Annotated in this window: 21 protein-coding genes; 10 read left to right on the top strand and 11 right to left on the bottom strand. The window is 72.6% G+C overall.

From position 1 onward, the window contains the following. Positions 1-12: 12 nt before the first annotated feature. From O7608_RS25665 to O7608_RS25655, 3 genes are all read left to right on the top strand, one after another. The gene (locus O7608_RS25665; protein ID WP_289207015.1) at positions 13-1,377 is read left to right on the top strand and encodes an outer membrane protein assembly factor BamB family protein; all 1,365 of its coding nucleotides are present in this window, start codon (positions 13-15) and stop codon (positions 1,375-1,377) included. Positions 1,378-1,458: 81 nt separating this feature from the next. Continuing rightward, complete coding sequence (locus tag O7608_RS25660; protein ID WP_289207014.1) at positions 1,459-2,151, top strand: response regulator transcription factor; 693 nt, start codon at positions 1,459-1,461, stop codon at positions 2,149-2,151. Between the two features lie 56 nt (positions 2,152-2,207). Next, on the top strand, positions 2,208-3,407 hold the full coding sequence (locus O7608_RS25655; protein ID WP_289211029.1) for a sensor histidine kinase: 1,200 nt from the start codon (positions 2,208-2,210) through the stop codon (positions 3,405-3,407). A gap of 109 nt (positions 3,408-3,516) precedes the next feature. Here O7608_RS25655 and O7608_RS25650 read toward each other — a convergent pair whose 3' ends face one another. Together O7608_RS25650 and O7608_RS25645 are read right to left on the bottom strand one after the other, a co-directional pair. Further along, entirely contained in the window at positions 3,517-5,586 is a 2,070-nt protein-coding gene (locus O7608_RS25650) for a 3-hydroxyacyl-CoA dehydrogenase NAD-binding domain-containing protein (RefSeq protein ID WP_289207013.1), read from the bottom strand. After that, entirely contained in the window at positions 5,586-6,800 is a 1,215-nt protein-coding gene (locus O7608_RS25645; protein WP_289207012.1) for a thiolase family protein, read from the bottom strand. The genes O7608_RS25650 and O7608_RS25645 overlap by 1 nt, the downstream gene beginning before the upstream one ends. 243 nt (positions 6,801-7,043) lie before the next feature. Between O7608_RS25645 and galE the strand changes: the two genes are divergently transcribed. Further along, entirely contained in the window at positions 7,044-8,045 is a 1,002-nt protein-coding gene (gene galE / locus O7608_RS25640) for a UDP-glucose 4-epimerase GalE (protein WP_289207011.1), read from the top strand. Between the two features lie 110 nt (positions 8,046-8,155). On the opposite strand, the gene O7608_RS25635 is transcribed toward galE, so the two are convergent. Next, a complete protein-coding gene (locus O7608_RS25635; RefSeq protein WP_421357150.1) occupies positions 8,156-9,481 on the bottom strand; it encodes an HRDC domain-containing protein in 1,326 nt (441 codons plus the stop codon). Positions 9,482-9,708: 227 nt separating this feature from the next. On the opposite strand from O7608_RS25635, the gene O7608_RS25630 reads away from it, so the two are divergent. Next, positions 9,709-10,887 carry a S1C family serine protease gene (locus O7608_RS25630; RefSeq protein WP_289207010.1) on the top strand — a complete coding sequence of 393 codons (1,179 nt, stop codon included), beginning with the start codon at positions 9,709-9,711 and terminating at the stop codon, positions 10,885-10,887. Positions 10,888-10,931: 44 nt separating this feature from the next. Here the strand turns inward: O7608_RS25630 and O7608_RS25625 are convergent, their stop codons facing one another. Then, positions 10,932-11,504, bottom strand: coding sequence for a DUF3000 domain-containing protein (locus O7608_RS25625; RefSeq protein WP_289207009.1), 573 nt, complete (start codon positions 11,502-11,504; stop codon positions 10,932-10,934). Between the two features lie 145 nt (positions 11,505-11,649). After that, on the bottom strand, positions 11,650-12,861 hold the full coding sequence (locus O7608_RS25620; RefSeq protein ID WP_289207008.1) for an RNA-guided endonuclease InsQ/TnpB family protein: 1,212 nt from the start codon (positions 12,859-12,861) through the stop codon (positions 11,650-11,652). Positions 12,862-13,016: 155 nt separating this feature from the next. On the opposite strand from O7608_RS25620, the gene hemE reads away from it, so the two are divergent. The 4 genes from hemE to O7608_RS25600 all read left to right on the top strand — a co-directional run bounded on the left by hemE (position 13,017) and on the right by O7608_RS25600 (position 16,790). Continuing rightward, positions 13,017-14,093, top strand: coding sequence for a uroporphyrinogen decarboxylase (hemE, locus tag O7608_RS25615; protein WP_289207007.1), 1,077 nt, complete (start codon positions 13,017-13,019; stop codon positions 14,091-14,093). A gap of 72 nt (positions 14,094-14,165) precedes the next feature. Continuing rightward, positions 14,166-15,596 carry a protoporphyrinogen oxidase gene (gene hemG, locus O7608_RS25610; RefSeq protein WP_289207006.1) on the top strand — a complete coding sequence of 477 codons (1,431 nt, stop codon included), beginning with the start codon at positions 14,166-14,168 and terminating at the stop codon, positions 15,594-15,596. After that, complete coding sequence (gene hemQ / locus O7608_RS25605; RefSeq protein WP_282226433.1) at positions 15,593-16,297, top strand: hydrogen peroxide-dependent heme synthase; 705 nt, start codon at positions 15,593-15,595, stop codon at positions 16,295-16,297. Before hemG ends, hemQ begins: the two co-directional genes overlap by 4 nt. Positions 16,298-16,415: 118 nt before the next feature. Further along, positions 16,416-16,790 (top strand): hypothetical protein, encoded by a 375-nt coding sequence (locus O7608_RS25600; protein ID WP_289207005.1) that lies wholly within the window; start codon positions 16,416-16,418, stop codon positions 16,788-16,790. Between the two features lie 97 nt (positions 16,791-16,887). Here the strand turns inward: O7608_RS25600 and O7608_RS25595 are convergent, their stop codons facing one another. The 3 genes from O7608_RS25595 to msrB all read right to left on the bottom strand — a co-directional run bounded on the left by O7608_RS25595 (position 16,888) and on the right by msrB (position 18,299). Next, positions 16,888-17,394 carry a GNAT family N-acetyltransferase gene (locus O7608_RS25595; RefSeq protein ID WP_289211027.1) on the bottom strand — a complete coding sequence of 169 codons (507 nt, stop codon included), beginning with the start codon at positions 17,392-17,394 and terminating at the stop codon, positions 16,888-16,890. A 77-nt stretch (positions 17,395-17,471) separates the two neighbouring features. Then, positions 17,472-17,732, bottom strand: a complete 261-nt coding sequence (locus O7608_RS25590; RefSeq protein WP_289211026.1) for a metallothionein — start codon at positions 17,730-17,732, stop codon at positions 17,472-17,474. A gap of 126 nt (positions 17,733-17,858) precedes the next feature. Continuing rightward, positions 17,859-18,299, bottom strand: a complete 441-nt coding sequence (msrB, locus tag O7608_RS25585; RefSeq protein WP_289207004.1) for a peptide-methionine (R)-S-oxide reductase MsrB — start codon at positions 18,297-18,299, stop codon at positions 17,859-17,861. A gap of 75 nt (positions 18,300-18,374) precedes the next feature. Here msrB and ligD point away from each other — a divergent pair, with 75 nt between their 5' ends. Then, positions 18,375-19,418, top strand: a complete 1,044-nt coding sequence (gene ligD / locus O7608_RS25580; RefSeq protein WP_289207003.1) for a non-homologous end-joining DNA ligase — start codon at positions 18,375-18,377, stop codon at positions 19,416-19,418. A 60-nt stretch (positions 19,419-19,478) separates the two neighbouring features. On the opposite strand, the gene O7608_RS25575 is transcribed toward ligD, so the two are convergent. The 3 genes from O7608_RS25575 to O7608_RS25565 form a co-directional block, all read right to left on the bottom strand. Then, positions 19,479-20,984, bottom strand: a complete 1,506-nt coding sequence (locus tag O7608_RS25575; RefSeq protein ID WP_289211025.1) for an alpha/beta hydrolase — start codon at positions 20,982-20,984, stop codon at positions 19,479-19,481. Between the two features lie 89 nt (positions 20,985-21,073). Next, positions 21,074-22,159, bottom strand: a complete 1,086-nt coding sequence (locus O7608_RS25570) for an ATP-dependent DNA ligase (protein WP_289207002.1) — start codon at positions 22,157-22,159, stop codon at positions 21,074-21,076. 104 nt (positions 22,160-22,263) lie between these two features. Further along, on the bottom strand, positions 22,264-23,277 hold the full coding sequence (locus O7608_RS25565) for a class I SAM-dependent methyltransferase (protein WP_289207001.1): 1,014 nt from the start codon (positions 23,275-23,277) through the stop codon (positions 22,264-22,266). Positions 23,278-23,407 lie beyond the last annotated feature (130 nt).

The raw sequence follows: 23,407 nt of genomic DNA, 5'->3' as shown, positions 1-23,407 counted from the left end.
CAGGGGCCGCCGGTGACCGCCGTCATCGACCTCGGCGAGGTCGGTCGGCGGCCACCGGAACCCGGGCAGCCCGCCGGCCGGCGGTGGGGCCGCCGGCCGGTCCGGCCGTGGCTGGCAGCGCTGCTGGTCGTCGTCGTCCTGGCCACCGTCGCCGCCGCCGCACCGCCCGGCCTGCCGGAGCCGGTCCACATCGGGTCCGGCTTCGACAGCCAGTCACTCGTCGACGGCGACCTGCTGTTCGTCGCCGAGGACAGCGGCGGTGACATCGAGGAGGGGACTGCCGCCGCCGGTAGCGGCGACGCCGGTGCTCGGACGATCGCCGCGTACACGCTGCCCCGGGGCGAGCTGCGCTGGCGCGTCCCGGTCCCGCAGCACGGCGACGGCTGGCTGGGCCGGCGGCTCACCGGTCTCCAACGCGTCGACGACCTGCTGTTGATCAACTCGTTCGACAGGGGAGGTGCACCGGGTACCACCGCCGTCGACATCGCCGACGGATCGGTGCGCTGGTCGGCCGACGGATTCTTCGTGGGCGCCGTCGCGGACGACGCGATGGCGCTGTGGCTGCCACGCAGTGCGATCGACCCGCGGACGCGGGAGTGGGTGTCGGTCGGGGTCACCCTGCGGGTCGTCGAGGCAGGCTCCGGGCGTACCCGCTGGACCACGACGACCCCGGCGCAGGCGGAGCTCCACTACCGGCTCGACGGCGACCTGGTCACCGACGTGGTGGAGGTCGAGCTCAGTGGTCGGGTCCGGGTCCGGGTCCGCGACGCCCGGACCGGCCAGCTGCGCACCGACGGGACGACCGGGCGGCCGATGGAACCGGGCCCGACCTGGGTGGTGGCCGACCTGCTCGTGTCGATGACCGACGACGTCCTGTGGGGCGTCGACCTGGACACGCTGACCCCGCGCTGGTCGGTGCCGGTGCCGCTGGTCGGCGGACTCACCCCGTGCGCGCCGCTGCTGTGCCTGACCCAGCCCGCTGGCGGAATCCGCGCGCTGGACCCGGCCGACGGCACCGTCCGATGGTCCGACGACGACTGGATGCTCCACTCCGAGTTCGGCCGTCACCTGCTGGTCACCACTCCCCGGCAGGCGGACCGCCCGTCGACGCGGATGGTGGTCGACCCGGCCACCGGCGAACCGGTCGCGGCCGATCCGTACTGGACGCCGTTCGCCGTCACCGCCGACGGCTGGCTCGGGCTGCGGTACGACCCCTACCAGACGACGGTGTGGGTGGCCAGGATCACCCCGGACGGCTCGCCGCCCCGGGTGCTGCTGCGAATGGCCGACGCGGTCGACAACTGCCAGGCCGGTGCCGACGTCGTGATCTGCCGACGGGTCGGTGGCGGGCTCGGCGTCTCGGCACTACCCGACTAGTTTCAGCGTCGACCCTGCGGTTTCACGCAGGCTTAACACCCTGGCACGCAGGGTGGGAACCGACGGTGACAGGAGGCGGTCGTGCGGGTGCTGGTGGTCGAGGACGAACGGCACCTCGCCGACGCGATCGTGCGTGGGTTGCGGCGGCAGGGGATGGCTGTCGACGTCGCCTACGACGGCACCGTCGGCCACGAGATGGCCTTCGTGACCCGATACGACGTGGTGGTGCTCGACCGGGACCTGCCCGGCGTACACGGTGACCAGATCTGCGCCGACCTGGTCAGTTCCGGGGCGCTCACCCGGGTGCTGATGCTGACCGCCAGTGGCGCCGTCGCCGACCGGGTCGAAGGGCTGCAACTTGGCGCCGACGACTACCTGCCGAAGCCGTTCGCCTTCACCGAACTCGTCGCCCGGGTGCAGGCCCTCGGCCGGCGGGCCACCCCGCCGGCTCCGCCGGTGCTGGCCGTCGGCAACCTGACGGTGGACCCGGCCCGGCGGGTCGCCACCCGTGACGGTACGCCGGTCGACCTGACCCGCAAGGAGTTCGGTGTCCTGGAGGAGCTGGTCAAGGCACGCGGCGCGGTGGTCTCCAGCGAGGAACTGCTGGAGCGGGTCTGGGACGCCAACACCGACCCGTTCACCACGACTGTACGGGTGACGGTGATGACGCTGCGCCGCAAGCTCGGTGATCCGCCGCTGATCGAAACGGTGGTCGGCGCCGGCTACCGGGTCACCGGCGTGGACGCCCCGGCCGGTGCGGAGGTGCACCGGTGAGCCCGCCCGACCGGGCGGGCGTGGAGCATCCCCGGTGGCGGCAGTTGCGCGTCGGGCTGCGTTCGCCCCGGCCGACGCTGCGGCTGCGGCTCACCCTGTTCAACGGGGTGCTGCTGGTCGGCGCGCTGTCGGCCTTCGTGCTGCTCTCCTGGCTGCTGGTGACCGACGCCCTGCGTCCGGCCGAGCACCTCGCCCCGGGCACGGTGGTGGTGCTCACCGACGGACGGGAGCTCGACGCCGCCGCCTGGCAGGACCAGATCGCCGACCAGGCGTCCCGGGAACTGCTGGCCAAGGCACTGGTCGCCCTCGTCGCGATCAGCGCGGTCGGGGTGCTCGGCGCGTACGCCGTGGTCGGCCGGGCGTTGCGTCCGCTGCAACAGGTGACCTCGACGGCCCGCCGGCTCGGTGAGCAGACGCTGGACCAGCGGATCCGCTACGCCGGTGCCGGTGACGAGGTGGCGGAGCTGGCGGCGACCTTCGACGACATGCTGGACCGGCTCAGCGCGGCGTTCGAGGCGCAGAAGCGGTTCGTCGCCAACGCCTCCCACGAGCTGCGGACACCGTTGGCCGTGATGCGTACCGAGGTGGACGTGACGATGGCCGACGACACCGCGGACGTGGCCGAGTACCGGCGGATGGCCACGGTGGTGCGCGACGCCTCCGAACGGGCCAACGGACTGGTCGACGCGTTGCTGGTGCTGGCCAGCAGCGAGGCGCAGTCCGGCGGGCGGCTGGTCCGTAAGGTGCCGGCGGACCTGTCAGACGGGGTCTGCGCGGCGTTGTCGGCCATGCAGGTGGAGACCCGCCGGCTCAAGCTGGACGTGCGGACGGCGCTGGACCCGGCGGTGGTCGTCGGGGACCCGAGCCTGCTGGAGCGGCTGGCCGGCAACCTCATCGAGAACGCGGTCCGCTACAACCACCTGCACGGGCGGCTGTGGGCCCGCACCGGCAGCCACGGACCGCACGTGTACCTACTGGTCGGCAACACCGGGTTCGAGGTGGACCAGACTGACGTGCCGGGCCTGTTCGAGCCGTTCCGGCGCGGTGGTCGGGAGCGGACCGGTGCCCGCGGCTCCGGGCTCGGGCTGTCGATCGTCCGGGCGGTGGCCGCCGCACACGGCGGCACGGTGTCGGCGGTGGCCCAGCCCGGCGGCGGCCTGGAGGTCACGGTGACCCTGCCGGCCGCCGACGAAATGTCGGGCGGCACGGGCGTGCCGGGTGACGCCGCCGGTCCACGGGCGGTACGCGCCGGCTGACCGGTGCCCCGTACTGATCGTCGCACCGCCGGCGCGACGGGTGGTCGCGCCGACGGTGCGGCGGCACGGCGGCGGGCCGGGTGTGGCCCGCGCCGTACGGCGGTTGGGCTCAGGCCGGCAGGCTGGCCACTCCGGCCGGCAGGAACCGGCGGCCGGTGACCCGTTCGGCGGTGCCGGTGCGGTCCAGGTACGGGGTGATGCCGCCGAGGTGGAACGGCCATCCCGCGCCGAGCAGCAGGCACAGGTCGATGTCGTGTGGTGCGGCGACGACGCCCTCGTCGAGCATCAGCCGGACCTCCTGCGCCAGCGCGTCCAGCGCCCGTTGCCGGACGGCCTCGGCGTCCAGCGGCTGCGACCCGATCACCAACAGCTCGGCGATCGCCGGGTTGATCTCGTCGTCGACCATCAGTGGCAGCCCGGACTCGGCGATCCGCCGCAGGTTGTCGCTGACCGCGAACCGGTCCGGGTACGCGGCGTGCAGCGTACCGGCGACGTGGTGGGCGACCGGCGGGCCGACCAGTTGCAGCAGGGCCAGCGGCCGCATCGGCAGCCCGAGCGGGTCCAGCGCGCTGTCGGCGACGTCCGGCGGGGTGCCGGCGTCGACGGCGGCGAAGATCTCCCCGAGGAAGCGGGTGAGCAACCGGTTGACCACGAACGCGGGCGCGTCGCTGACCAGCACGCAGGACTTGCGCAGCTGCTTGCCGACGGCGAACGCGGTGGCGAGGGTGGCGTCGTCGGTCCGCTCGCCCCGGACGATCTCCAGCAGCGGCAGGACAGCGACCGGGTTGAAGAAGTGGAAGCCGACGACCCGCTCGGGGTGGGTCAGCTCGGCGGCCATCTCGGAGACCGACAGCGACGAGGTGTTGGTCGCCAGGATCGTCTCCGGCGAGACGATCGCCTCCACCTCGGCCCACACCTGCTTCTTGACCTTGAGGTCCTCGAAGACCGCCTCGATGACGAAGTCGGCGTCGGCGAAGGCGGCCTTGTCGACCGAGCCACTGACCAGTGCCAGCAGCTTGGCGGCGGTGCCGGTGTCCATCCGCCCCTTGCCGACCTGCTTTTCGATCTCGGCGTGCACGTAGCCCACGCCGGCGTCGACCCGGGACTGGTCGAGGTCGGTGAGGACGACCGGCACCTGCAGCCGCCGGGCGAACAGCAGCGCCAGTTGGGAGGCCATCAGGCCGGCACCGACGATGCCGACCTTGGTCACCGGTCGGGCCAGCTCCGCCGACGGCGCCCCGGCCGGGCGCTTCGCGCGTCGCTGTACCAGGTCGAAGGCGTACAGCCCGCTGCGCAGCTCCGGGGAGACGATCAGGTCGGCCAGGGCCTCGTCCTCGGCGGCGGTGCCCTCGGCGAACGGGGTCTCCTTGGCCAGGGCGAGCAGGTCAAGGGCCCGGTACGCGGCCGGCACGGCACCGTGCAGTCGTTGGTCCAGTTGGTGGCGGGCGAAGTAGAGCACGCCGTCCCACATCTCCCGGTCGATCTCCGGGCGGGTGACGGTGACCTCGTCGCGGACCACGGCGGCCGCCCACTCCAACGAGCGCTCCAGAAAGTCCGCCGGTTCCAGCAGAATGTCGGCGATGCCCATGTCGGCGGCCTGCTTCGGCTTGAGCATCTTGTTCTGCATCAGCGGGTTCTGGATGATCACCTGCGCGGCGGCCGGGATGCCGATCAGGTTCGGCAGCAGCTGGGTGCCGCCCCAGCCGGGGATCAGCCCGAGGGAGACCTCCGGCAGCGCCAGCGCGGCGGCGCCGCCGGACAGCGTCCGGTAGTGGCAGTGCAGGGCCAGCTCCAGGCCGCCGCCCATGGCGGCGCCGTTGACGAAGGCGAAGGTCGGCACCGCGCTGTCGCGCAGCCGGGCGAAGACCTGGTGGCCGAGGCGGCCGATCTGCAGGCCCTGGTCGCGGCTGGTGACCATCGGCATGGCGGTCAGGTCGGCACCGACACAGAAGATGTACGGCTTGCCGGTGACCGCGACGAAGGCGGGTTCGCCGGCCAGCGCCTCGGTGATCGCCGCGTCCAGGCTGGCCAGTCCGGCCGGCCCGAAGGTGTTGGGCTTGCGGTGGTCCAGGCCGTTGTCCAGGGTGATCAGCGCGGCCGGTCGGTCCAGGCCGGGCACGTTCACCTGGCGTACCAGGGCCTTGGTGACCAGCTCCTGGGGGTTCTCCAACGCCGTCATCAGTTGCCGCCCTCCTGTTGCTGCGCCGAACCGGTCCAGGCCGGGTTCTCCCAGATGACCGTGCCGCCCATGCCGATGCCGATGCACATCGCGGTGATGCCGTAGCGCACCTCGGGGTGCTCGGCGAACTGCCGGGCCAGCTGGGTCATCAGCCGTACGCCGGACGACGCCAGCGGGTGCCCGATCGCGATGGCGCCGCCCCACGGGTTGACCCGGGGGTCGTCGTCGGCGATGCCGAAGTGGTCGAGGAGGGCCAGCACCTGGATGGCGAAGGCCTCGTTGAGCTCGAACAGGCCGATGTCGTCGATGCTCAGCCCGGCCAGTCGCAGCGCCTTCTCCGTCGACGGGATCGGCCCGACGCCCATCACCTCCGGCTCGACGCCGACGAAGCCGTACGAAACCAGCCGCATCGCGATCGGCAGACCCAGCTCGCGGGCGACGTCCTCGGCGGCGATCACGCTGGCGGTGGCCCCGTCGTTGAGCCCGGCGGCGTTGCCCGCGGTGACCCGACCGTGCGGCCGGAACGGCGTCTTGAGGGTGGCCAGCTTCTCCAGCGAGGTCTCCCGGGGGGCCTCGTCGACGGTGGCCAGGCCCCAGCCGGTCTCCGGGTCGCGGATCGCGACCGGGACCAGGTCGGGCTGCAGCTTGCCGTTGGCGTACGCCTTGGCGGTCTTTATCTGTGAGGCCAGCGCGTACGCGTCGGTGCGGGCCCTGGTGATGCCGGGCAGGCGGTCGTGCAGGTTCTCTGCGGTGGCCCCCATCACCAGGGCGGACGGGTCGACCAGCTTCTCGGCGAGGATGCGCGGGTTCGGGTCGACCCCTTCACCCATCGGGTGGCGGCCCATGTGTTCGACCCCACCGGCGACGGCGATGTCGTAGGCACCCATGGCGATGCCGCCGGCCACCGAGGTGACCGCGGTCATCGCGCCGGCGCACATCCGGTCGATGGCGAAGCCGGGCACGGTCTTGGGCAGCCCGGCGAGCAGAGCGGCGGTGCGGCCGATGGTCAGTCCCTGGTCGCCGGTCTGGGTGGTGGCGGCGATCGCGACCTCCTCGACCCGGTCGGGGGGAAGTTGCGGATTGCGCCGCAGCAGCTCGCGGATGCAGCGGATGACGAGGTCGTCGGCGCGGGTGTGGGCGTACATCCCGCCGGCCTTGCCGAACGGGGTGCGGACGCCGTCGACGAAGACGACATCCCGGACTTCACGCGGCACGATGGGCCTCCTTGGCGGGCCGGGTACGCGGGGCAGACCCCAATGCTACTTGTCGGTAACTATCGCACGTGGGGCGGCCCGGTGTGGTCCGGGCCACACCGGGTGCTCCAGGTGTGGCCCGAACCGGCTCGGGTAGCCTGTTGCCACTCGCACGGGCCCAACCGGACAGCGCGCCCCGATCGGCGCGAACCGGTTGCCGGGGCGGACCGCCGACCGGCCCGATCGACACGGAGGAGACGCGCGGTGAAGGTTCTGATCGCGGGGGGCGCGGGCTTCATCGGCTCCACGATCGCTTCCGCCTGCCTGGACGAGGGCCACGTGCCCGTACTGCTGGACAACCTGGTCACCGGGCGCATCGAGTTCACCCGCGACCGGATCTTCTACCAGGGCGACATCGCCGACGGGGCGCTGGTCGACCGGATCTTCGCCGACCACCCGGACATCGACGCCGTCGTGCACGCCGCCGCGCTCATCGTGGTCCCCGAGTCGGTCGCCGAGCCGCTGCGCTACTACCGCGAGAACGTCGCCAAGTCGATCGACTTCATCGAGCACGTGGTCCGCAACGGTGCCCAGCGGTACCTGTTCAGCTCGTCGGCGTCGATCTACCGGCCCGGCGAGGACTTCTCCGTCGACGAGTCCTCCGCGCTGGAGCCCACCAGCCCGTACGCCCGGACCAAGGCCGTGATGGAGATGTTGCTGGCCGACTGCGCCGCCGCGCTGCCGCTGCGGGCACTGTCGCTGCGCTACTTCAACCCGATCGGCGCGGACCCGCAGCTGCGGACCGGGCTGCAGATCCGGCAGCCCACGCACGTGTTGGGACGGCTGATCACCGCGGTCGAGACCGGCGCCGAGTTCAGCATCACCGGCGTGGACTGGCCCACCCGCGACGGCTCGGGCATCCGCGACTACATCCACGTCTGGGACCTCGCCCGGGCCCACGTCCAGGCGCTGAACCGGTTCGACGAGATCCTGCCGCCCGGTGCCGACCAGCGCTACGACGTGCTCAACCTCGGCACCGGCGACGGCACCACGGTCCGCGAATTCGTCGAGGCGTTCCGCTCGGTGGTGGACCGGCCGTTGCGGGTCGACGTCACCGGCCCTCGGCCGGGAGACGCCGCCGGCTCCTACACCCGCAGCGTGCGTGCCCGGCAGCTGCTGGACTGGAAGCCGGAGCTGTCGATCGCCGACGGAATCCGACACTCGCTTGCCTGGTCGGCCAAGCGCGACGAGGTGCTCGGTAGCTGACCTGCACGGTGCCGGCGCCCGGCCGACCTGCACGGTGCCGGCCGACCGGGGTGACCGGCACCCGACGGGGTGCCGGTCACCTACCAACCGGGTCGCCCGTTACCGTCGGATCACCCCTGTGGTGCACGCAGCGCCGTGGTCAGCTCGGCCACGATCAGTGACACCTGCCAGGCGCGGGCACCGAACCCCCGCAACGTCGCAGCCACCGACTCCTCGTCGAGATCCTCCGGCGGGGTCCAGGCCAGCCGGCGGATCGAATCCGGGGCGATCAGGTTCTCCGGCGGCAGCGTGTGCGCCGTCGCCGTCCGCACCACGACCTCCCGGCAGCGCGCCAGCCGGGCCGCCGCCACCGGGTCGCGCTCTGCCCAGCGGTGCGGGGGCGGCGGCCCGTCCAGCACCGGGGTCACCGGCAGCGCGTCGTCGGGTAGCTCCCGGGCGGTGGCCAACGCGTCCAGCCAGATGCGGGCCAGGCGGCGGACCGACCGGCCGTTGAAACCGGACAGCGCCAGCAGCGCCCGTTCGTCCCTGGGATCCAGTTCGGCGGCCGCGACGATCGCCGCGTCCGGCAGCACCCGGCCCGGCGCCGAGTCACGGCGGGCGGCGATCTCGTCCCGGGCGTACCACAGGGCCCGTACCCGTGCCTGGGCCCGCGCACCGCGGACCCGGTGGATACCGGAAGTCCGCCGCCACGGTTCGGCCCGCACCTTCGGCGGCTGGCTGCCCCAGGTGACCAGTGCCGCGAACTCCTCGGCGGCCCAGTCCCACTTGCCCTGTCGCCGCAGCTCCGTCGCGAGGACGTCGCGCAGGTCGGTGAGCAGTTCGACGTCCAGCGCCGCGTAGGTCAGCCAGGACTCCGGCAGCGGCCGGGTCGACCAGTCGGCGGCGGAATGGTGCTTCTCCAGCGAGAACCCGAGGAGGGCTTCGGTCAACGCCGCCAGACCGACCCGTTCGAAGCCGGCGAGCCGGGCGGCCAGCTCGGTGTCGAACAACCGGCGCGGCCGTAGCCCGAGGTCGGCCAGGCAGGGCAGGTCCTGGCTGGCGGCGTGCAGCACCCACTCGGTGTCGGCGATGGCCGCGTCCAGGGCGGCCAGGTCCGGTAACGGCAGCGGGTCGATCAGCGCCGTACCGGCCCCGGCCCGGCGCAGCTGCACCAGGTAGGCCCGTTGGCTGTAGCGGTATCCGGACGCGCGTTCGGCGTCGACGGCGACCGGCCCGGTGCCGGCGGCGAAGCGGTCCACGACCTCGGCGAGGGCGTCGACGGTGGCCACCGGTGCGGGAGTGCCGTCGCGGGGAGCGGTCAGCGGTACGGGCCCGTCGGCCGGGGCGGTAGGAGCCCCTGCGACCTCGGACGCCGCCGGTCGCTCCAGCGGGTGGTGCGGCTCGCTCCCTGCTGGGCGTTGCGCGGTCCGACGGCGCAGGGGGGATTCGTCGGTCACCTGACAACCCTAGTGCCCGGCCTGCCGCCGACGTCGCCAGGTCCGCCCGGCGCGTCGGCCCACCACCCGTGCACGTCACCGGCAGCGCCATCCCCGTCGGCCGGACCGGGCAATCAGTGATCTCGGCGTGCGAGGTGACGACAAACACCGTACTGCCCGGTACGGTCGTATCGCCGCTTCGGGCGGCAGGTGGGCCGGCTGCCGCAGTGGAGGAGAGGCTGCCAAGGATGACCAGTGGGTACGACGCGCCCTTCGCGCCTGGTCCGGAGTCGACGAATCCGGAGCCGACAACCTCGCAACTGCCCCGACCGGAGTCGACGAACGCGCCGCTGCCCGGCCCGCGGCACGCCGCACCTGCCACGCCGCCGGCGTTCGCGCCGGGGGAGCCGCTGACGGGTCGGTCAGGCAGCACCCCGCTGCCGTCACGGGCCGGTCCGCTGCCGTGGCACACCGGCCCGCCCCCCGTCGCCCCGGATCCGTCCACCGCAGCAGCCCCGTCCACCGCAGCAGCCCCGTCGACCGCACCGGTCACCTTCGCCGCCCCGGCCCCGAGCGAGTTCACCTCGGCGGGCAGCGACAAACCCGGTTCGTGGGCCCCGCCGGCGGACCAGCTGCGCCGGGTCGCACCACCCCGACGCAACTGGCTGGGCGGCACCGCGCTGCTGCTGACGCTGGCGCTGGCCGGGGCCGTCGGATTCCAGGGCTACCAGATCCACCAGCTGACCGGTCGGCTCGCCGACGCCGACCAGCGGCTGGCCCAGGCCCAGGGCGCCGACGCCGAGCGGTTCGACCTGGTGGAGTCCCGTACCGCCGAGTTGGAGCGCGCGGTCGGTGCGGCCTTCAACCCCGAGGCGATCGCCGAGTCGGCGCTGCCCAGCGTGTTCCGGGTCGCCGCCGGTCGGTTCACCGGAACCGCCTTCGCGGTGGGTCCGGGCGGGCCGGACGGCACCGACCTGCTGACCAACTACCACGTCGTCGAGTCGAGCTACCTGGCCGGCAACCGCCGGGTCTTCCTGGAACGCGACGGGCAGCGGATCGAGGCGGCGATCGTCGCCGTGGACGACGAGATCGACGTCGCCCAGCTGCGCACCACCGAGTCGTACGCCGGGCTCGAAGCGGCGGTCGAGCCGGTCCGCTCCGGTCAGCAGATCGTCGTGGTGGGTGCCCCGCTCGGGCTCGCCGACAGCGTCACCATCGGAGTGGTCAGCGCCTACCGGGAGGTCGACGACGGCTCGGGGCCGGTCATCCAGTTCGACGCGCCGATCAACCCCGGCAACTCGGGTGGCCCGGTGATCAACAGCAGCAAGCAGGTCGTTGGCATCGCCACCGCGAAGGCCCGGGACGCTGAAGGGATCGGACTGGCGGTGCCGATCCAGACAGCCTGCGAGGCGTTCGACCTGTGCTGACCGGGCCCGCCCAGTCGGTCCGGTACGTGGTGCGGCCGGGCCGGTCAGGTAGCGCCGGCCGGCCACCGGCCCGGCAGCACCGTCACCCCCGGCGGCGGCAGCCCGGCGGTGGACGCCAGCAGGTCGCACCAGGCCAGCAGATGCGCGTCGAGGGCGGTGGTGAGCGGGGTCCAGGAGGCCCGGATCTCGATGTCGCCGCCGGCCGGTTGACCGGCGAGCTCACCGAAACGGGTCGAGCAGGTCTGGGTCACGGTGCCGCCCAGCGCGGTGTACGTCGCCCCGTGCGCGTCCAGACCGTCGGTCAGCCAGGTCCATCCGACCGTCGGCAACAGCGGATCGGCGACCAGGTCCACCTCCAGGTCGGCGGTGACGTAGGTCACCAGGCGCAGCGTCCCCTGCCAGGCGTCGTGCCCGGCCGGATCGTGCAGCAGGACCAGCCGACCGGTGGCGACCTCCTCGGCCGACCGCAGCACCGTGGCGCTCATCGCGAACGCGTACGGTGCCAGCCGTTGCGGCGCACCGACCTCCTCGACCTGGATCTCCTGACGCGGAGCGGCCGCGCGCAGTCCGGCGACGGCGCGGCCGAACGCCTCGGGCAACGCGGTAAGGGGGGCCATGACCGCAGCCTAGGCCGAATCCCACGCCGGATGGGGCCCGGCGCGCCGGTACCGGGCCGGTGCCACGCCCGATCGTCGGCGTCGCCGCTGATCGCCCAGGCAGTCGTGGCACGATGGCGCCGTTGACTTCCTCCCCGCCCTGAAGCTAACGGACGGGGATTCCCTTGGTCACCCTCGGGGTTTCCTGTTTCACCGACGACCGCCCCGTCCGAGAGGAGGACTCCCGGTGAGGTCTTACACCGCCTCCACAGGCAGTCACGGAGAGCCCCTCCGCGAGAATGTTGCGGGCCGCGTTCACGTCCCGGTCGTGGGCCTGCCCGCACCGGCAGGTCCACGACCGCACCTGCAACGGCATCCGGTCAGCCAGAGCACCACAGGCGGAGCACAGCCGGGTCGACGGGAACCAGCGGTCCACGACCACCAGGTCCCGGCCGAACCAGTCCGCCTTGTACCCCAACATGGTGCGGAACTGCCGCCAGCCCGCGTCCGAGATGGCGCGGGCCAGGCTGTGGTTGGCCATCATGTTGCGGACGGTCAGGTCCTCGATCACGATCGTTTGGTTTTCACGAACGAGCCGAGTGGTCAACTTGTGCAGGTGGTCACGGCGGCGGTCGGCGATCCGGGCATGAACCCGGGCCACCACGAGTCGGGCCTTGGCCCGGTTCGCCGAACCTCGGGCCTTGCGCGCCAGGTTGCGCTGGGCGCGGGCCAGCCGAGCGCGGTCGCGGCGTTCGTGCCCCGGGTTGGGGATCTTCTCCCCGGTCGACAGAGTGAACAGGCTGTCGAGCCCGGCGTCGACCCCCACCACAGCAGTGGAGGCCGGGGCCGGCTCGATCCGGTCGTCGCAGAGCAGGGACACGAACCAGCGGCCCGCCGCGTCCTGCGACACCGTCACCGTCGACGGCGCCACACCCTCCGGCAGCGGACGCGACCACACGATGTCCAACGGTTCGGACATCTTCGCCAGGGTGAGCCGGCCGTCGCGCCAGCGGAACGCGCTGGCGGTGTACTCTGCCGACCGCCGCGACTTCTTCCTCGACTTGAAGGTCGGGTACCGGGCCCGTTTCGCCCAGAAGTTAGTGAACGCAGTCTGCAGGTGCCGCAGCGCCTGCTGCAGAGGGACGCAGGAGACGTCGGTGAGGAACGCGAACTCGTCGGTCTTCTTCCACCCGGTCAGCATCGCCGACGTGGCGTGGTAGGTGACCCGTTCCCGGCGTCGGGTCCACGCCTGCGTGCGGGCGGCCAGTGCCATGTTGTAGACCAGCCGGACACAACCGAACGTCCGGGCAAGCTCGCCCGCCTGCTCGGAGGTCGGGTAGAAGCGGTACCTGAACGCCCGCTTCACGGTCCTGGACACAGTCCACAGTCTAACAATCCGACCGGTGAGCCTTCCGGTGGCGTGTGGGCGGACGCCGATCCGCCCCGGCGGCGGACCTGCTATCCCTGCCCTGCTCCGCAGGGGTTCCGTTTCCTCTCCGGCCTGAAGGCCGAAGTATCCACGGAAGGACTCCGATGACCACGACGACACCGGGCGACACCGCCCCACACGCCGCGTCCGCCACCCCGGCCGACTCCGCCTTCGTCCGGGCCTGCCGGGGCGAACCCGTACCGCACACACCGGTGTGGTTCATGCGCCAGGCCGGCCGGTCGCTGCCGGAGTACCGCGAACTGCGCAGCGGGACCGGCATGCTGCAGGCCTGCCGGCAACCGGACATGGTCGCCGAGATCACCCTGCAGCCGGTACGCCGGCACGGCGTGGATGCCGCGATCCTGTTCAGCGACATCGTCGTACCGGTGGCGGCGGCCGGCGTCGAGCTGGACATCGTGGCCGGCACCGGACCGGTCATCGCCCACCCGGTCCGCAGCGCCGGCGACGTGGGCCGGCTGCGTCGGATCAGCCTCGACGACGTCGGCTTCGTCGACGAGGCCGTCCGGCTGCTCGTCGCCGAACTCGGCGCCACCCCCCTGATCGGCTTCGCCGGTGCGCCGTTCACCCTGGCGAGCTACCTCGTCGAGGGCGGACCGTCGCGGACCCACGCCCGCACCAAGGCGCTGATGTACGCAGACCCGGAGACCTGGCACGCGCTCTGCGCGCGGCTCGCCGAGATCACCGTCGAGTTCCTGCGGGTGCAGGTCGCCGCCGGAGCGTCGGCGGTGCAACTGTTCGACTCGTGGGCCGGCGCGCTGTCCGAGGCCGACTACCGCCGCTACGTCCTGCCGCACTCGGTGACCGTGCTGCACTCCCTCGCCGACGCCGGGGTACCCCGGATCCACTTCGGGGTCGGCACCGCCGAACTGCTCGGTGCCATGGCCGAGGCCGGTGCCGACGTCGTCGGCGTCGACTGGCGTACCCCACTGGACGCCGCGACGGTACGCGTCGGCCCAGGAAAGTCGGTCCAGGGCAACCTCGACCCGTGCCTGCTGCTGGCACCGTGGCAGGTGATCGAGACCGAGGTCCGGCGGGTGCTGGCCGAAGGCCTCGCCGCGCCCGGCCACGTGTTCAACCTCGGCCACGGCGTACTGCCGGAAACCGACCCCGAGGTGCTGACCCGGGTGGTCGAGCTGGTCCACACCGTGTCGGCCCGCTGAGCGCGGCGCGACAGGTCACAACACGGCAAGGCGGCCGGCGACCCCGCCGGCCCGGGGTGGCAAGGTGGCGGTATGCAGCAACCGTGGCGGATAGCCGTGGTGGGTGGCGGGATCGCCGGGCTGGCCGCAGTGGTGCGGCTGCGCGAGCGCTGCCCGGCCGGCACCAGGATCACGCTCTTCGAACAGTCCGGTGAGCTGGGCGGCAAGCTGCGTACCGGGCAGTTCGCCGGGCTGCCGGTGGAGCGCGGGGCTGAGGCGTTCCTGATGCGCGATCCCGCCGGTGGGGACTCTGCGGCACTGGCCCTGGCCCGCCGGGTCGGCCTCGGTGACCAGTTGGTGCATCCGGCGGTCGGCCAGGCCGCCCTGGCCATCGGTGGGCAGCTGCGGCCGCTGCCGGGCGGGACGCTGATCGGCGTACCCGGAGATCTTGCCGCCATCGCGGCGGTGGCCCGCGCCGACGAGAACCTCGACCCCGACGACGGCCGGCCGTTGCTCGGCCCCGACGCCGACGTCGCGGTAGGGGAACTGGTCCGTCGTCGGCTCGGTGACGACGTCGTCGAACGGCTCGTCGATCCGATGCTCGGCGGGGTGTACGCCGGCCGCGCCGACACGTTGTCGCTGGCCACCACGATCCCCGGGCTGGCCGCCGCCGCCCGCCGGGAGCACACCCTGCGCGCGGCGGTCCGGGCGGCCCTGGCGGCCCGACCGCCCGCCGCCGGTGCACCGGTCTTCGCCAGCATCGACGGTGGACTGAGCCGGCTGGTGACCGCCGTGGCGCAGGCGGCGACCGCCGGCGGCGGCCCGGTCGACGTCACGCTGCGCACCGGTGCCACGGTGCGGGAGCTGGCGGCTACGTCGACGGGGTGGCGGCTGGTGGTCGGACCGACCCGGGGTGCCGAGCGGATCGACGCCGACGCCGTCGTGCTCGCCGTGCCGGCCCGGCCGGCCGCCCGGTTGCTCGCGGCGGTCGACGCGGCCGCGGCCGTCGGTGTCGGCGCCCTGGACTACGCCAGCATCGCCCTGGTCACCCTGGCGCTGCCCGCCCCTGACCTGCCGGAGTTGTCCGGTTTCCTGGTGCCGGCGACCGAAGGCACCACGACGAAGGCGGCCACGTTCTTCAGCACCAAATGGGCCCACCTGCGTCGTACGGACGGGCTCGCCGTGGTGCGGGCCTCCGTCGGCCGCCACGGCGACGAGCAGTTGCTGCAGCGCGACGACGACGAACTGGTCGCCACCGCGCACGCCGAGCTGGGCCGGTTGACCGGGGCGCGGCTGCCGGCCGTCGCGCAGTCGCACGTGCAGCGCTGGGGCGGCGCGTTGCCGCAGTACCCGCCGGGGCACCTGGGCCGGGTCGCGGCGGCCCGGCGGTCGCTGCGCGGCACCCAGCGGGGGCTTGCGCTGGCCGGTGCGGCCTTCGACGGGATCGGCATCCCGGTGTGCGTACGGTCCGGCGAGAACGCCGCCGACGAGATTGTCACCACCCTGGAGGGAGTACGCCGATGAGCGGCGAGCAGAGCAACGCGGCGCGGCTGCGGGAGCTGAACGCGACGATCCAGTACACGATGTGGTCGGTGTTCCGGGTCGCCGAGCGGTTGCCGGCGTTGCGCGACGGGCTGATCGGTGAGGTCGAGTCGCTGATCGACGAGCTGACTGCCAAGGGCGTCACGGTACGCGGTACCTACGACGTCGCCGGGCTGCGCGCCGACGCCGACATCATGATCTGGTGGCACGCCGCCGACAGCGACGACCTGCAGGACGCGTACGGGCGCCTGCGCCGCACCGCGCTGGGTCGCCATCTCGTCCCGGTCTGGTCCCAGATGGCGCTGCACCGGCCGGCCGAGTTCAACAAGAGCCATGTGCCGGCGTTCCTGGCCGGCGAGGAGCCCCGGCCGTACATCTGCGTCTACCCGTTCGTCCGGTCGTACGAGTGGTACCTGCTGCCGGACGCCGAGCGTCGGGCGATGCTGGCCGAACACGGCCAGATGGCCCGCCCTTATCCGGACGTACGGGCCAACACGGTTGCGTCCTTCGCGCTTGGGGACTACGAGTGGCTGCTCGCCTTCGAAGCCGACGAACTGCACCGGATCGTCGACCTGATGCGGGACCTGCGCGCCTCGTCGGCCCGCCGGCACGTCCGCGAGGAGGTGCCGTTCTTCACCGGCCGGCGGCGCCCGGTCGCCGATCTGGTGAACAACCTGCCCTGATCGGGTTGGTGGCCGGGCGACGGTGGGTACCAGGAACGTGCCCCCCGAGGTTGGTTCGGCCGACCGGGCCGTACCGACCGGACCGGAGAACCACTCATCTGATCCGGAGGAGGGCACGATGAGTACGCAAGCTCCGACCCGCGACACCGCTATGAACCGGCCGATGATGGACCAGCAGTCCGCCACCGCCACCCGGATGGGCGACATGAATGCCGGGATGCGGCCGGCGATGGCACCGGGCACCGAGACCAAGTCGGCATTCAGGAGTACGGAGTTCTACGTCTACCTGATCGCCGTGGTCGGCGTTCTGCTGGCTTCCCAGGTCGTCAACGCCGACATCGACGGCGTGCAGGGCACGGCCGGCGTCGGGGACCCCTTCCCCGCCAGCACCGCCTGGTGGTATGTGGCCCTGCTGACCATCGGTTACATCGTGAGCCGTGGTCTGGCCAAGGCCGGTAGCGCGTGGCGCAACTCCGGCGAGCGGCACCACTGACCCTCGGGTCCGGTGCTGCCGAGCAGGGGGCCGGCGGCCGCGGTGGACGGTATCGTCCACTCGGCCGCCGGCCACTCGGCGTACCGCGGGGCGGGCGTCACTTCGCGTGCCGCGTCCCGCCGTGGACCCCGGGTGGCCGACGCATCGGCACGTGCGGAATTCCGTCCTCGACGTACTCCGGGCCGGCGACGACGAATCCGTGCCGGGCGTAGAGGGCCGTCAGGTGGGCCTGGGCGTCGAGGACACACGGCTGGTCACCGGCGATCGCCAGGGCGGCGTCGAGCAGCCGGTCGGCATGGCCTCGGCCGCGTTCGTGCGCGGCCACCGCCACCCGGCCGATCCGACGAACCCGGCCACCGCCGGCCTGGTCCGTGTCTGGTCCGGCCTGGTCCGTGTCTGGTCCGGCCTGGTCCGTGTCTGGTCCGGCCTGGTCCGTGTCCGGTTCGGTCAGCAGGCGCAGGCAGGCGACCAGCGCTCCGGCCCGGGCCAGCCACAGCTGCCGGGTCTGCGGCTCAAGGTCGCGCCCGTCCAGCTCCGGGTACGCGCACTCCTGCTCCACGACGAAGACGTCGACCCGGAGTTTCAGCAGTTGGTAGAGGGTGATCGGATCGAGCTCGACGGTATGTGCGACATGTGAGGTGAGGGCGGGTTCGGCGGGCACGCCGAGCGATGATACGCCGATCAGCCCGGTCGGCTACCGACCGCGTCGCGTACCTGCGCGCCGGTCTCCTGGTCCACGGTGCGGGCGCAGTGCGCACAGCAGAAGAACCGGCCCGACACCTCGACGCCGTGCCCGACGATCTTGCACTGGCAGTGCTCGCAGATCGGTGCGAGGAGCTGGATCGCGCACTCGAACGAGTCGAAGGTGTAGGTGTCCCCGCTCACCGTCCGGATGTCGAACGCCATCCAGTAGTCGTTGCCGCAGACCTCACAGGTCGCCATCATGTCCCCCAAACGTCGGCCTCCTCGCAGCGTGCGTCATCGGCCGTAACGGGGCGGTGCAATCCGGAAAAAAACCACCGACCGACCAGCGGTACGTCGGTGACCGGGCGACCGTGGGGTCCGTGGTCAGGCCGGCTCGAGCCGTAGCGCCACCGAGTTCATGCAGTACCGGGCGTTCTTCGAGGTGTACCGCTCGCCGTCGAAGCGGTGGCCCAGATGCGAATCGCAGGTCGCGCAGCGCACCTCGGTGCGCACCATGCCGTGCGACCGGTCCTCGATGTAACGCACTGCGCCGGGCAGTGCCTCGTCGAAGCTCGGCCAGCCACAGTGCGAGTCGAACTTGGTGTCGCTGGTGAACAGCGGCGCGTCGCAGGCCCGGCAGTGGTACGTACCGACCGTGGTGGTCTCGACGTACTCGCCCGACCAGGGCCGTTCGGTGCCGGCCTGGCGCAGCACCCGGAACTGCTCGGGGTTCAACCTCGCCCGCCACTGCTCGTCGGTGTGGGGCAGGTCGGCGGTCCGCGGCCGGTCGCCGGTGCGGGGCAGGTCAACCTTGTCGTCGGTCATGCCTCAACGGTACGGCGGACGCCGCCCCGACGCGTCGGGGCGGCGAACCCGGGTCCGCTGACCTATTGTCGGCGTATGGCTGGCACGAGCCGCAGTATCCGGACGTCGGCGACCACCGTCGAGGTGGCGGGCCATCAGGTGCGGCTGAGCAGCCCGGACCGGGTCTGTTTCCCCGGTCCGGGCTACACGAAGCAGGACGTGTTCGACTACTACCTGGCCGTCGGCGACGGGATCCTGCGGGCGCTGCGGGACCGCCCGACGACGCTGCAACGCTTCCCGGACGGCGTCGACGGGGAGATGTTCTACCAGAAGCGGGTGCCGGCCCGGGGCGTGCCGCCGTGGCTGCGTACCGCCCGGATCGCCTTTCCCAGCGGCCGGACCGCCGACGAACTCTGCCCCGCCGACCTGGCCCATGTGGCCTGGGCGGCGCAGATGGGCACGGTGGTGTTCCACCCCTGGCCGGTGCGCGCCGCCGACGTCGACCGGCCGGACGAGTTGCGGATCGACCTGGACCCGCAGCCGGGCACCGACTTCGCCGATGCGGTCGCCGCTGCCGGCGAGGTGCGTGCGCTGCTCGACGAACTCGGCGCGGTCGGCTACCCGAAAACTTCCGGCGGCCGGGGGGTGCACGTCTACCTGCGGATCGTGCCCCGCTGGTCGTTCGCCGAGGTACGCCGGGCGGTGATCGCGTTCGCCCGCGAGGTGCAGCGTCGCCGCCCCGACCTGGTCACCACCTCGTGGTGGAAGGAGGAGCGCGGCGAGAAGGTCTTCGTCGACTACAACCAGATGGCCCGGGACCGCACCATCGCCTGCGCCTATTCGCTGCGCGCCAACGCCCGCGCCACCGTCTCCACCCCGGTGAGCTGGGACGAGTTGACCGAGGTGGAACCGGACGACTTCGACCTGCGGACGGTGCCGCCCCGGCTGGCCGGGCGGGGCGACCCACACGCCGGCATCGACGACACGCCGTGGGACATCGGCCCGCTGCTGGAGTGGGCCGACCGCGACGAGCGGGACGGCCGGGGCGGGGACCTGCCGTACCCGCCGGATCATCCGAAGATGCCCGGCGAACCGAGGCGGGTGCAGCCCTCGCGGGCCCGTCCGGACACGCCTGGCTGACCTGCGGAACCGCCCGGCCCCAAACCGGTCCGGCGTGCCGGAACCGGTCAGGGTGCCGGCTCAGGCCGGGCAGCGCAGGTCGTCGGCGGGCACGGTCAGATCGATCAGGTACGCGTCGACCGCCGCGGCCACACACGGTGCGTGCGGGTACGCGGTGTGCCCGTCGCCCTCCCAGGTCACCAGCACTCCGGTGCCCAGTAGCTCGGCGAGGCGGGGGGCCTGCTCGTACGGGGTGGCCGGATCGCCGGTGGTGCCGACCACCAGGATCGGTGGGGCACCGGCCGCCGCGCCGACCGGATACGGGTCGGCGGCGGTCGGCCACTGCGCGCAGGCCAGCAGGCCGACCGCCAGCGCCGGGCCGAACCTGGGGTGTTCCTGGCGCCACTGCTGCTGCAGCGCGCGGATCTGCGCCGGGCGCAGCGGCATCTCGGCGTCGGCGCAGTTGATCGCCAGGTTGGCGGCGAACAGGTTGTCGTAGCCGCCGTCGGCGTCCCGGCCGGTGTAGGCGTCGGCCAGGGCGAACACCGGTGCCGGGTCGCCGTCGCGCAGCGCGGCCACGGCACGGGCCAGCCGTGGCCAGCCGCTGTCGTCGTAGAGCGAGGCGACCACGGCGTAGAAGATCCATCCGGGGGTCGCCGTCCGTCCGTCGGCCGACGCCACCGGTTTCGTACTGGCCCGGTCGACGGCGTCGTCGAGCGTGCCGGCGGGGTCGGTGCTGATCGGGCAGGATGCCGGGGTGGCGGCGCACCACCGGACGAACGCGTCGAAGGCACGTTCGAAACCGGCGGCCTGGCCCAGCGAGCCGGCCACCGGATCCTGCTGCGGATCGATCGCGCCGTCGAGGACCAGGGCACGGACCCGCTCGGGGAACAGGTGGGCGTAGGTGGCTCCCAGCAGGCTGCCGTACGAGTAGCCGAGGTAGGTGAGTCGTTCGTCGCCGACAGCGGCCCGGACCGCATCGAGGTCCCGGGCGGTCTGATGGGTGGAGAAGGCGGCGAGCCGGTCGCCGTGGCGGGCCGCGCAGTCGGCCGCGATCCGCCGGTTCACCTCGGCGGCGGCGGCGAAGGCGGCGTCGTCGTCGGGGTCCGGGTCGGCACCGAAGACAGCGTCCCAGTCCGCGTCGGCCCCACAGTCCACACCGGCGGAGCGGGCCACCCCGCGCGGGTCGAAACCGACCACGTCGAAGCGGCGCAGCACCGCGTCCGGCAGGCCGCCGGACCGTTCGCCCAGGGCCAGCCGCGCGGCGGCGTCGACCCCGGAGACGCCCGGGCCACCGGGGTTGACCACGAGCGTGCCGATCCGGTCCCGCTGCGCGGCGGAACGCACCCGCAGCAGCGCGAGTGGCAGGGTTCCGGCGGCCGGGCCGAGGGCCCAGTCGACCGGTACGTCGAGCGTGGCGCAGTCGTAGCGCAGGTCGTCGCCGACCTCGCCGGACCACTGGCCGGCAACCTCGGGGCAGGGCCGCCAGGGCAGCCCGGTCGTGGCGCCGGCATCCGGGTGGCCCGACCCCTCCGGCGGTGCCGCGCCGGGGCCGTCGCTCGTGGTGCAGCCGGTGAGCCCGGCCATGACCACGGCCAGTACGGCGGCGGCGACGGTCAGCCGGCGGCCGCGCCGGGGCGAGGGCGGTCGCGGGCGCAGGAGGCCGCCGCGCCTGGTCACCGTCGACCGGTGGGGTCGCCGGCGAGCACCCGGTCGACGTCGAAGCGTACCGGCCGGACGAGCTGGTCGTAGCGGCACGAGGCGGGATCGCGGTCCGGGCGCCAGCGCAGGAACCGTGCGGTGTGCCGGAACCGGTCACCCTCCATCGCGTCGTAGGCGACCTCGGCGACCCACTCGGGTCGCAGCGGCTGCCATTCGAGGTTCTTGCCGCCGCTCCACCGGCTGGGCGCTCCCGGCACGCGCTGCCCGGAGGTCCCGTCACCGCCGACCCACGGGTGTTCGGCTGCGGTGGTACGCAGTGGTGCCAGCTCCTCGACCAGCTCGGCCCGCCGGGCCGCGGTGAACGACGCACAGACCCCGACGTGGTGCAGCGTGCCGGTGTCGTCGTAGAGACCGAGCAGCAGTGAACCCACCACCGGGCCGGACTTGTGCCAGCGGAATCCGGCCACGACCACATCGGCGGTACGCCCGTGCTTGACCTTGAACATCGACCGTTTGCCTGGTTCGTACCGCAGCTCGGCCGGTTTGGCGATCACCCCGTCGAGGCCGGCGCCCTCGAAGATGTCGAACCACTGCCGGGCGGTCTGCGGGTCGGTGGTGACCGGCGTCAGATGCATGGGGGCGGTGACGGTGGCCAGGGCGTCGGTCAACCGCTCGCGCCGGATGCGGAACGGCTCGTCGAGCAGGGCCGTGTCGTCGAGGGCGAGCAGGTCGAAGGCGACGAACGAGGCCGGGGTCTGCTCGGCGAGCAGCCGGACCCGCGACGCCGCCGGGTGGATGCGCTGCCCGAGCAGGTCGAAGTCCAGCCGTGACCGGTCTGCCTCCGGGCGGATCACGACCAGCTCACCGTCGACGACGACCCGGGGTGGCAACTGCGCCAGCGCCTGGGTGATCACTTCCGGGAAGTACCTGGTGAGGGTCTTGCCGCCACGGCTGGCCAGCTCCACCTCGGTGCCGTCGCGGAAGATGACGCACCGGTAGCCGTCCCACTTGGGCTCGTAGCTGAGCCCGTCGGCGACCGGCAGTGTGGTGACCGGCCTGGCCAGCATCGGTTCGATCGGGCAGGGGATCGGCAGTTTCACCGGACCAGTGAACCATCCCGCCCCGACGGTCCGGGCCCCGTCGTGGCCGGCGATTCCGACCGGGCCGTCACCGGCGTTCCCGTCTCGCGGTCACGGCCGTCCCGTCAGTGAAAACGCCGCCACACGTCGCGTACCCGCCGGAACACCGGCCGGACCGGACGGGCCAGCCAGGGCATCCGGCGGGCGGCCTTGCGGTACAACGGCACGGCGGCGGCGCGCAGTTCCTGCCGTACGGTCTTGAGCTGCCGTTTGGTGCGGTCGAGCTCGGCACGGCTGGACCGCAGTTGCTCCTCGAGCTCGCTCAGCCGGGCGGTCGGGATGGTCGACATCGGCTCGTGCTCGAGGATCGGACCGGACTCGCCGTTCTCGCCGCGCACCAGCCAGGGGCGGTCGGCGTAGATGTCGACCTGATGCCCGGCGAGCGGTACGTCGGCCTTCTCCCGGGTAGCGGCGAAGTGCTCGGCGAACATCGCCCGGTACTGCTTGGCCTGCTCCACCGAGGTGGCGAGGATCAGCTTGTTGGGCACCAGCACGGCGGGCACCAGGCTGCCGCCGTGCTCGAGGTACCGGAAGAGGCCGGTGATCACACCGAGCCAGTGCCGGTTGAGAATGTCGTCGACAACGACCATTCCGCGCTCGGTGACCGTCTGCTCGGCGATCCGGAGATCGTTCTCGGTGATCTCAGTGGTATGTCCGCCGTCGATGGAGAAGATCCGGAACCGGCGGCCGGCCGAGACGAATCCGGTCTGTTCCAGCTCCAGGCTGGATGTCTGCAGGATGTCGACGTTGTCGCCGGCACCGTAGGTCGCCAGGTTCTGCTCGAACGTGTCCCGGTCGCCGTACCCGGACCGGTCCACGTTCGCCGACTGGTCGCCGAACACGTCGATGGCGACCGCCCGCTGGTCCGTCGGCAGGGCGAGCGCGAGACAGAGGAACGACTTGCCGTGGTGGATCCCGATCTCGGCGACATCGCCGGTGATGCCGTCGGCGCGCTGCGCGGTCTCGATGCCGCTCAGGTAGACGGCGGTCGACGGGTTCAGCCAGCCGTGGACCCGATGGAAGCCGGTGCGAAGGTAGTTCGCCTTCAGGTCGGGCAGGACCGGTGTGAGCGCCGTCATGTCCGGAGACCTTACCGCCAAATGTGGAAACATCAACGGTTCGTCGCGGGCACAATTCGAGGTGCGTACCGCATCGCGCACCGCCTGTCCCGACTGCTTGTCAACGGTGGCGGCAGGTGCCTGAGAAAGG

The sequence above is a fragment of the Solwaraspora sp. WMMA2056 genome, from assembly GCF_030345095.1.
In the GTDB taxonomy this organism is placed as follows: domain Bacteria; phylum Actinomycetota; class Actinomycetes; order Mycobacteriales; family Micromonosporaceae; genus Micromonospora_E.
The sequence above is the reverse complement of the archived record's forward strand: the minus strand, read 5'-3'. Positions and strand labels throughout refer to the sequence as shown.